Annotated in this window: 1 protein-coding gene and 1 pseudogene; both read left to right on the top strand. The window is 34.7% G+C overall.

Annotation, left to right across the window (positions count from 1 at the left end; genetic code table 11):
- Positions 1-125 precede the first annotated feature (125 nt).
- Positions 126-383, top strand: a pseudogene (locus AB1349_14295) (FHA domain-containing protein).
- A gap of 105 nt (positions 384-488) precedes the next feature.
- On the top strand, positions 489-1385 hold the full coding sequence (locus AB1349_14290) for an HD domain-containing phosphohydrolase (protein MEW6558495.1): 897 nt from the start codon (positions 489-491) through the stop codon (positions 1383-1385).
- Positions 1386-1491: the final 106 nt, after the last annotated feature.

The following is a 1491-nucleotide window of genomic DNA, read 5'->3' as shown; positions in this document are numbered from 1 at the left end:
GCAGAAGTTTCACTATTAGTGAAGGTTGTGCAGGACTTATTTTTTCCCGATTATTATACATATTAGTCGTCGGTAAATCAATAATACTATGAGTCAAAAAACAGCGTTTTCACGCATTTTTCAGGATTATCAGCGGGAATAGAAAAGGTGAAGTATTCCCAATAGAACATGACCGAACAATCATCGGCAGGGAATCGTCTGCAAGTATAAAAATTGCAGATAACAGATCGTCTCGCGAGCATTTTTGTATAGAAAAACAAAATGAAAATTTTTATATAACCGACTTAAAAAGCACTAATGGAACATATCTAAACGGGATAAGAATAAAAAATGCAGTTCTTAATACCGGTGATATAATTGACGCAGGTGAAACATCGTTCAGGTTTGAGACAGAAAATGTTACAATAAACTTTATTAAAAACGAAACCTCAAAAATTGATATTAAAAAACGGATTACTGACGATAAAGCGATTCTTCAAACAAATGAAATGGTGGCTACACTGTACAAAGTGGTGGACACTATCCAAACAGAATATAACCTTGAACAATTGTTCAACAAAATTATGCAATCAATACTGCAAACCATACATGCTGATAGAGGATTTCTTATTATTTCTGAACCTAACACATGCGCAGTGATGCCTGTTGTTTCTGTCGGTAAAATATCGGCAGGCGGAATATCAATGTCTGTGATTAATCATTCATTAAAAGATGGTTTTTCTGTTTTATCGTCGGATACATTTATTGATGACCGCTTCAAGATGGGACAGAGTATTATTACACATAATATTCGGTCTGTGATATGCGTACCGGTTGAATCAAAAAACAAAATACTCGGTGCTATTTATCTTGATACTATTGGCAGAACCAAAAATTTTACTGAGCCAGAACTTGAACTTCTATCAGCAATCGGGAAACATGCGGGAATTGCTATAGAACGGGCAGGACTGATAAAAGAATTAGAGGAAATGTTTCACAGTGCAATACGCAGTATGGTCTCTGCAATTGATGCTAAAGATGTTTATACAAAAGGGCATTCAGAACGTGTAACAAATTATTCACTTATTGTTGGTAAAAAAATGGGATTCACAGATGATGAATTAACGATATTGAAACTTGCTGCTATTTTGCACGATGTTGGTAAAATCGGTATTCCTGATAGAATCCTTCAAAAGCCGAGCAAACTTACAGACGACGAATTTGCAATAATAAAAGAACATCCAGTAAAAGGCGCCAAAATAGTAGAGAATATAAAAAACACAGAAAAACTTATACTTGGCATAAAACATCATCACGAGCATTGGGATGGTAGTGGATATCCTGATGGATTAAAAAGTGAAGAGATTCCTAAAATCGCACAGATTATAAACCTGAAAAATGCGTGAAAACGCTGTTTTTTGACTCATAGTATTATTGATTTACCGACGACTAATATGTATAATAATCGGGAAAAAATAAGTCCTGCACAACCTTCACTAATAGTGAAACTTC

This window comes from Elusimicrobiota bacterium (genome assembly GCA_040757695.1).
GTDB lineage: Bacteria > Elusimicrobiota > UBA8919 > UBA8919 > UBA8919 > JBFLWK01.
The sequence above is the reverse complement of the archived record's forward strand: the minus strand, read 5'-3'. Positions and strand labels throughout refer to the sequence as shown.

Bases quoted from the DNA above. Each gene is read 5' to 3' on its own strand.
- AB1349_14290 (MEW6558495.1), top strand. From the start codon at position 489: ATGGTGGCTACACTGTACAAAGTGGTGGACACTATCCAAACAGAATAT.